Origin of the sequence: Candidatus Propionivibrio aalborgensis (assembly GCF_900089945.1) — a bacterium.
In the GTDB taxonomy this organism is placed as follows: domain Bacteria; phylum Pseudomonadota; class Gammaproteobacteria; order Burkholderiales; family Rhodocyclaceae; genus Propionivibrio; species Propionivibrio aalborgensis.
Genome location: NZ_FLQY01000087.1, coordinates 1 through 6,768, shown reverse-complemented (window position 1 = coordinate 6,768; position 6,768 = coordinate 1). Strand labels below are relative to the sequence as shown.

The window sequence follows — 6,768 nt, the reverse complement described above, 5'->3', positions numbered from 1 at the left end:
GCGTCGGGCGAGAGGTCAAGGGCATCGACCTTTGATTCCGGGAAAGCGTGGGCCGCGAGGATGGCCAGACAGCCGGAACCGGTGCACAGATCCAGAACGCGGGTCACCGCCCACGGATCGTCGACCCATGGACTGAGTTGTTCGCGCAGCAGCTCGGCGATATGCGAACGCGGGACAATCACCCGTTCATCGACGTAGAAACGGTAATCGCCAAGCCAGGCTTCGTTGGTCAGGTAGGCGGCTGGAAGGCGAGCGGCGATACGGCGTTTGATCACCTTGAGCACGGCGGCGCGTTCGTCGCTGGTCAAGCGGGCATCCATGAATGGATCCAGACGATCAAGCGGCAACTTCAGCGTGTGCAACAGCAAATAGGCGGCCTCGTCCCAGGCGTTATCGTTGCCGTGACCAAAAAACAGTTCGGACTCGATAAAGCGACTGACAGCAAAACGCATCAGGTCGCGCAAGGTTGAGAGTTCGTTTTGGGCTTGATCAAACATATCAGGGCAGTAGTTGTTCCAGAATACGGCGATAAATGGCGGAAAGCCGGGGAAGGGCAGCAATTTCAATGCATTCGTCGATCTTGTGGATGCTCGCATTGACGGGGCCGATTTCGATGATCTGCGGGCAGAGGTCGGCGATGAAACGACCATCCGAGGTGCCGCCAGTCGTTGATAGCTCGGCCTCGATGCCCGTTTCTTCGCGGATTGCCTTGAGTGAGGTGTTGACGAGTACACCACTCCCGGTCAGAAAGGGCTTGGCACCGAGTGTCCAGTCGATCTCGTAATCCAGGCCATGGCGATCCAGGATTTCTCCGGCGCGCGCTTTCAATTCCTCCGGCGTGCTGGTCGTGGCAAAGCGGAAATTGAACTGGATGAGCACGTTGCCGGGAATGACGTTATTGGCGCCGGTGCCACCATGAATATTGGAAATCTGCCAGGTCGTGGGCGGGAAGGATGCGTTGCCTTGATCCCATATGCAATTGACCAGTTCAGTCATTGCCGGTGCGACCAGGTGGATCGGGTTTTTCGCCAGATGCGGATAGGCGATATGGCCTTGCACTCCCCTGACGGTGAGCTTGCCGGTCAGCGAGCCGCGACGACCGTTCTTGATCGTGTCGCCGAGACGACTGGCCGCCGTCGGTTCGCCGACAACGCAGAAGTCCATCTTCTCGCCGCGCACCGCGAGCGCTTCGGTCACGGCAACCGTGCCATCCACCGCATCGCCTTCCTCGTCCGAAGTGAGCAGGAAGGCGATGGAGCCGCTATGTTCCGGGCGGCTAGCGACGAAGGCTTCGGTTGCTGTAACAAAGGCAGCGAGCGAGCTTTTCATGTCTGCCGCACCGCGGCCATAGAGCAAGCCGTCTCGCCGGGTCGGCTGAAATGGGTCGCTCTGCCACTGATCAAGAGGACCGGTCGGAACAACGTCGGTATGCCCGGCAAAGCAGAACAGGGGACTGGCCGAGCCCCGGCGTGCCCATAGGTTGGTAACGCCACCACGGTTGATGTATTCGCATCCGAATCCCATACGCTCTAGGCGCTCGCCGATGATGCGCATGCAGCCGCCATCTTCGGGGGTGACGGAACGGCAGGCGATCAGTTGCTCGGCGAGCTTGAGTGTTGCGTCACCGGGCATCTCAGGTTTCTTCTGGGGCGTCGTTGAGACTCAGCGAAAATTCCTTGAAGGACGCTCCAGAGTCGCTGGTTTCCGAGAAATCCAGCGGCGTTTCGACGCGTAGCTCTTCGTTTTGTGTGCCGCTGGTGATTTCGGAATTGTTGATCAGCCAGGAAAGGTTGGTGGGCGAGTCGGCATTCCCCAGCGCTTCATCGAGAGTGATGGTGTTTTCACGATAGAGGCGGAACAGATCCTGTTCAAAGGTCTGCGATCCCGGCGCAAGACTCTGTTCCATTGCCTCCTTGACGGCCAGGACTTCGCCGCGCTCGATCAATTCCTGGACGTGACGCGTATTGAGCAGAATTTCGGCGGCAGGCGTTCGCTTTCCGTCCGGCTTCTTGACCAGGCGTTGCGAGACGATGGCCTTCAAGCTGGCGGAAAGATCGAGATAAAGCGAAGTTCGGGTTTCCAGCGGGAAGAAATTGATGACGCGGTTAAGCGCGTGGTAGCTGTTGTTGGCGTGCAGCGTGGCGAGGCACAAATGGCCGGTCTGGGCGTAGGCGATGGCGGCCTGCATGGTTTCCTTGTCGCGGATTTCGCCGATCAGGATGCAGTCGGGGGCTTGGCGCATGGCGTTTTTCAGAGCCGGTTCCCAACCCAGGGTGTCCATGCCCAATTCGCGCTGATTGACGATCGATTTCTTGTGCCTGAAAAGAAACTCGATGGGATCCTCGATGGTCAGGATGTGACCGCTGCGGTTGGCATTGCGGTAGTCGAGCATGGACGCGATGGTCGTCGACTTGCCTGAACCGGTTGAGCCGACAATCAGGATCAGGCCGCGTTTCTCCATGATCAGCTCACCCAGCACCGAGGGCAGCATGAGGGAGTCAAGGGACGGAATGTTGCCGAGGATATAGCGCACAACGATCGAGATCGAGGCGCGCTGCCGGAAGATATTGACCCGGAAATTGCCTACGTTGGGAACGCCAAAGGAGAGATTCATCTCCATCGTCGCTTCGAAGGTCCGGAGCTGGTCAGGCGACATCAGTTCGAAGGCGATCTTTTCGATCATCGCCGAGTCCATGACCTGTTGATTGACCGGAACCGAATTGCCCTGGATCTTGATGTGAATCGGGACGCCGGCAGAGACAAAAATATCCGAAGCCTGCTTTTCTGCCATCAACTGGAATAGTTTGTCCAGAATCATGTGGCCTCCGCCGTTGTCAAGAATACGAAAAGTGAAAAAGAATGAGGGAACGAAGAGGAGTTAGTCGCCGCGCAAGAGGTCGTTGATACTGGTCTTGGCGCGTGTCTTGGCGTCGACCTTCTTGACGATCACTGCACAATAGAGACTGTAGCTGCCGTCTGTTGCCGGCAGGTTGCCGGAAACAACAACCGAGCCGGGGGGGATGCGCCCATAGCTGACTTCCCCGGTTTCGCGATCGAAGATCTTTGTTGATTGGCCGATGTACACGCCCATCGAGATCACGGAGCCTTCGCCGACGATTACGCCTTCAACGACCTCCGAGCGGGCGCCGATGAAGCAGTTGTCTTCGATGATTGTCGGGTTGGCCTGCAAGGGCTCCAGTACGCCGCCAATTCCGACGCCGCCGGAAAGGTGCACGTTCTTGCCGATCTGTGCGCATGAGCCGACAGTAGACCACGTATCGACCATCGTTCCCTCGTCGACGTAGGCTCCGATATTCACGTAGGAGGGCATCAGTACGACGTTCCTGGCGATAAAGGCGCCGCGTCGGGCGGTGGCCGGTGGCACCACGCGGAAACCGCCGCGCTCGAATGCCTTGGCGTCGTATCGTGCGAACTTGGTCGGTACCTTGTCGAAATAGCGCATCGGGCCACCGTCGATCAGCTGGTTGTCCTCAAGCCTGAAAGAGAGCAGAACAGCCTTCTTGAGCCACTGATGGGTAATCCATTCGCCGTTGACCTTTTCAGCCACGCGAAGCCGGCCTTCGTCGAGTTCGGTCAGCGCTGCGCTAACGGCTTCACCCACTTTGGCGGGTGCGCTGCCGGGTTGTAACGAAGTCCGGTCTTCCCAGGCTTCTTCAATGGTTTGCTGAAATTGCTGCATGTATTTTTCCTAAAGTTTTGAAACGAATTCTCGTATTCGATCTGCGGCTTCGAGGCATTCGGCGAGCGGTGCGACCAGTGCGATACGCACAAATCCGGCGCCCGGATTGACGCCGCAGGACTGACGGGCGAGAAAGCTGCCCGGCAGAACGACTACATTATAATCGGCGGCCAGCGCGCGGGCGAATTCGGTATCGGCCAGTGGGGTCCTTGCCCACAGGTAGAAGCTGGCATCGGGCATTGCCGTTCCCAGCACGCGGGTCAGTAGCGGTGTAACGGCTGCAAACTTCTCCCGGTAAAGATCGCGGTTTGCGACAACGTGAGATTCGTCATTCCAGGCGGCGATACTGGCAGCCTGAACGGCGGGATTCATCGCACTTCCATGATAGGTACGGTAGAGAAGAAACTGCTTGAGGATCGCCGCATCGCCGGCAACGAAGCCGGAGCGCATGCCCGGAACATTCGAACGTTTCGACAGGCTGGAAAACATCACCAGTCGGTCGAAAGAGCGGCCAAGTGTCCTGGCTGCCTGAAGGCATCCGAGCGGAGGATTCGCCTCGTCAAAGAAAATCTCCGAGTAACACTCGTCGGAGGCGATGATAAAGCCATATTTGTCAGACAAGGCGAAGAGGAGCTTCCAGTCTTCAAGATCGAGTGTTTTCCCGGTCGGGTTGCCGGGCGAGCAAACAAAAAGGAGCTGAACCCGTTGCCATTCTTCGTCGCTCAGGGTGTCGTAATCGAAAGCAAAGTTGTTTTCCGGCAGGGTATTCAGAAAGCGCAGATCGGCGCCGGCGAGGTAAGCCGCACCCTCGTAAATCTGATAGAAGGGATTGGGGCTCACAACCAGAGGGATGTAACTTCGGTTGCTGCTCCCCGACGGATCAATAACCGTCTGTGCAAAGGCGAACAGCGCCTCGCGCGAGCCGTTGACCGGGATGATATGCGCCTCCGGATCGATGTCGGGAAGGCCATAGCGGCGCTCCATCCATTCGGCGACGGCATGACGCAAGGCGGGTATGCCCAGCGTGGTAGGATAATTCGACAGACCGCCGAGTCCGGCAGTCAGCGCGTCCTTGATGAAAGCCGGTGTCGCGTGTTGCGGCTCGCCAATCGAGAGCTTGATCTCCCGCAGTTTGGGGTTCGGCGTCATGCCGGAAAAGAGCTGGCGCAGTCTTTCAAACGGGTAGGGATGCAGTCTGGCGAGATTTGGATTCACGTTATTTGCAATACGCCGTATGGGATAGGGAATTATAAGGGGCATCACTGAATTAGGGGATATCGCTTGACGGTAATGGGAGGGGCGGAAGCAACAGCCAGGAGCGATGCGCAACGCGAGAAACGTACGGCCATTCTCTCGCTGCTCGCGGGTGCGCTGGTCTGGGGGGTCATCTGGTATCCCTACCGCATTCTGCGCGATGCCGGAATAGACGGCGTTGTGGCACTAGCAATTACCTACGGTGTGGCCTTTGTATCAGGGTTGTTCTTCTTCAGGCGCGAGCTTGCCAGTTTTTCCCCCTCATGGACGTTGCTCTGGCTTGCCCTGGCCTCGGCAGGCTGCAACCTTGGCTATGTGCTTGCCACGCTGAATGGCGAGGTCGTTCGCGTCCTTCTGCTGTTTTACCTCGCCCCGTTGTGGACCGTGCTGCTTTCGCACTTCCTGCTCGGCGAGCGCCTCAATCGCTTTGGTGCTTTCGTCATTTCGCTTTCGTTGGCGGGCGCAGCAACCATGCTCTGGCATCCGCGCATCGGTCTGCCCGTGCCTCAGGATGCGGGCGATTGGTTCGGATTGGGTGCGGGCTTCTCGTTTGCTCTGCTCAATGTGCTTTCCAGGCGAGCGCAAGGTGTAAGCATCGAAATCAAATCGATGGCGACCTTTGCCGGAGCGGTGCTGGTCGGTATGGCGCTTGTTCTTGCCGGATTTGCTCAGCCGCAAATGCCGGACTCACCCACGATCTGGCTACTGCTCGGCCTGATCGGTTGCGTATTGCTCGTTGTCAATCTCGTTGTTCAGTATGGGCTTGCACGAGTCGCCGCCAACCGGGCAATTGTCATCATGCTTTCAGAGGTTGGCTTTGCGGCGCTGGCTTCCTGGTTGCTTGCCGGCGAGGTGATCGGCCATCGCGAATGGGTAGGAGGCGCGATGATCGTCGCCGCAAGTGTATTCTCAGCAAAGATGGAGAGAATAGACTGTGAAGCCTGAGGTTTTTGGCTGTCGTCAACCCGGATGGAAGTTGCCCGTTGATTTGTGTAATGCCCCAGAAAGAATTCGGGGCGAATGAATACTGGAGCAGGCAAGATGAAAGAAATCGAATCGGTCAAACGAGGCATCGTACTGTTGCTGCTTGTCCTGACAGGTATTGGTAGTGCCTGGGCGGATCGCGGCTATGGCCACCGATATGGCCATGGGTATGGTCATCGATCTGCCCAATTCGGTTTCGTGATCACTCCCGGCTGGGGCCCCTGGTATTACCCACCTCCCTTCTACTATCCACCGACCCAGCCGATAGTGATTGAACGTGCTCCGCCCGTCTACATCGAGCAGGTATTGCCTGCGCCTGGGCCACCAGAAACACAAACCAACTACTGGTATTACTGTGGCGCAACAAGAGCGTACTATCCCTATGTGAATGAATGCCCCGGTGGCTGGCAGAAGGTGTTGCCGCGCCCCCCAGGACAACCTTGATGCTGCAAAGAAAGCATTGACATGAATATTTCCGGTGTATTGATCTCCTCAACGGTTGTGGTGCTGCTAGTTGGGTGCGCCAGCGCACCAACAGGTCCGAGTGTTCTGTCTTTGCCTGGAACCGGGAAGAGTTTCGGCGACTTTCGCCTGGATGATGCGCAGTGCCGTCAGTATGCCGCGCAACAGACAGGTGCTCTGCCGAGCGACCCGGGAGTTCGCAATGCAGTCATCGCAACGGCCGTAGGTGCCTTGGCGGGTGCGGCGATCAATGGGAGTCAGGGTGCTGGCATTGGAGCGGGTGCCGGACTGGTCGTCGGGAGTGTGTCAGGGGCAGGAGAAGCGCGTGGTGCTACGTACAGTTCGCAGCATCAGTATGACAATGCCTA

8 protein-coding genes are annotated in these 6,768 nt (G+C 57.8%); 3 read left to right on the top strand and 5 right to left on the bottom strand.

Annotated elements, in window-relative coordinates; genetic code table 11:
* The 5 genes from prmB to dapC form a co-directional block, all read right to left on the bottom strand.
* A partial coding sequence (gene prmB, locus PROAA_RS05645) for a 50S ribosomal protein L3 N(5)-glutamine methyltransferase (protein WP_186410406.1) occupies positions 1-497 on the bottom strand: 497 nt, incomplete at its 3' end.
* Position 498: 1 nt separating this feature from the next.
* Entirely contained in the window at positions 499-1,632 is a 1,134-nt protein-coding gene (dapE, locus tag PROAA_RS05640) for a succinyl-diaminopimelate desuccinylase (RefSeq protein ID WP_186410405.1), read from the bottom strand.
* 1 nt (position 1,633) lies between these two features.
* Positions 1,634-2,818 (bottom strand): PilT/PilU family type 4a pilus ATPase, encoded by a 1,185-nt coding sequence (locus PROAA_RS05635; protein WP_186410404.1) that lies wholly within the window; start codon positions 2,816-2,818, stop codon positions 1,634-1,636.
* Positions 2,819-2,878: 60 nt separating this feature from the next.
* The gene (dapD, locus tag PROAA_RS05630; RefSeq protein ID WP_186410403.1) at positions 2,879-3,700 is read right to left on the bottom strand and encodes a 2,3,4,5-tetrahydropyridine-2,6-dicarboxylate N-succinyltransferase; all 822 of its coding nucleotides are present in this window, start codon (positions 3,698-3,700) and stop codon (positions 2,879-2,881) included.
* Positions 3,701-3,709: 9 nt separating this feature from the next.
* Positions 3,710-4,915: a succinyldiaminopimelate transaminase gene (gene dapC / locus PROAA_RS05625; RefSeq protein WP_222102120.1), complete on the bottom strand. Its 1,206-nt coding sequence runs from the start codon at positions 4,913-4,915 to the stop codon at positions 3,710-3,712.
* A 75-nt stretch (positions 4,916-4,990) separates the two neighbouring features.
* Between dapC and PROAA_RS05620 the strand changes: the two genes are divergently transcribed.
* The 3 genes from PROAA_RS05620 to PROAA_RS05610 all read left to right on the top strand — a co-directional run.
* A complete protein-coding gene (locus tag PROAA_RS05620; protein ID WP_186410408.1) occupies positions 4,991-5,899 on the top strand; it encodes a DMT family transporter in 909 nt (302 codons plus the stop codon).
* A 96-nt stretch (positions 5,900-5,995) separates the two neighbouring features.
* Positions 5,996-6,382, top strand: coding sequence for a hypothetical protein (locus tag PROAA_RS05615; RefSeq protein ID WP_222102119.1), 387 nt, complete (start codon positions 5,996-5,998; stop codon positions 6,380-6,382).
* Between the two features lie 21 nt (positions 6,383-6,403).
* A partial coding sequence (locus tag PROAA_RS05610; RefSeq protein ID WP_186410402.1) for a hypothetical protein occupies positions 6,404-6,768 on the top strand: 365 nt, incomplete at its 3' end.

Excerpts from the sequence above, each read along its gene's own strand:
- dapE (WP_186410405.1), bottom strand. The coding sequence starts at position 1,632 with ATGCCCGGTGACGCAACACTCAAGCTCGCCGAGCAACTGATCGCCTGC.
- PROAA_RS05635 (WP_186410404.1), bottom strand. The coding sequence starts at position 2,818 with ATGATTCTGGACAAACTATTCCAGTTGATGGCAGAAAAGCAGGCTTCG.
- dapD (WP_186410403.1), bottom strand. The coding sequence starts at position 3,700 with ATGCAGCAATTTCAGCAAACCATTGAAGAAGCCTGGGAAGACCGGACT.
- PROAA_RS05620 (WP_186410408.1), top strand. The coding sequence starts at position 4,991 with ATGGGAGGGGCGGAAGCAACAGCCAGGAGCGATGCGCAACGCGAGAAA.
- PROAA_RS05615 (WP_222102119.1), top strand. The coding sequence starts at position 5,996 with ATGAAAGAAATCGAATCGGTCAAACGAGGCATCGTACTGTTGCTGCTT.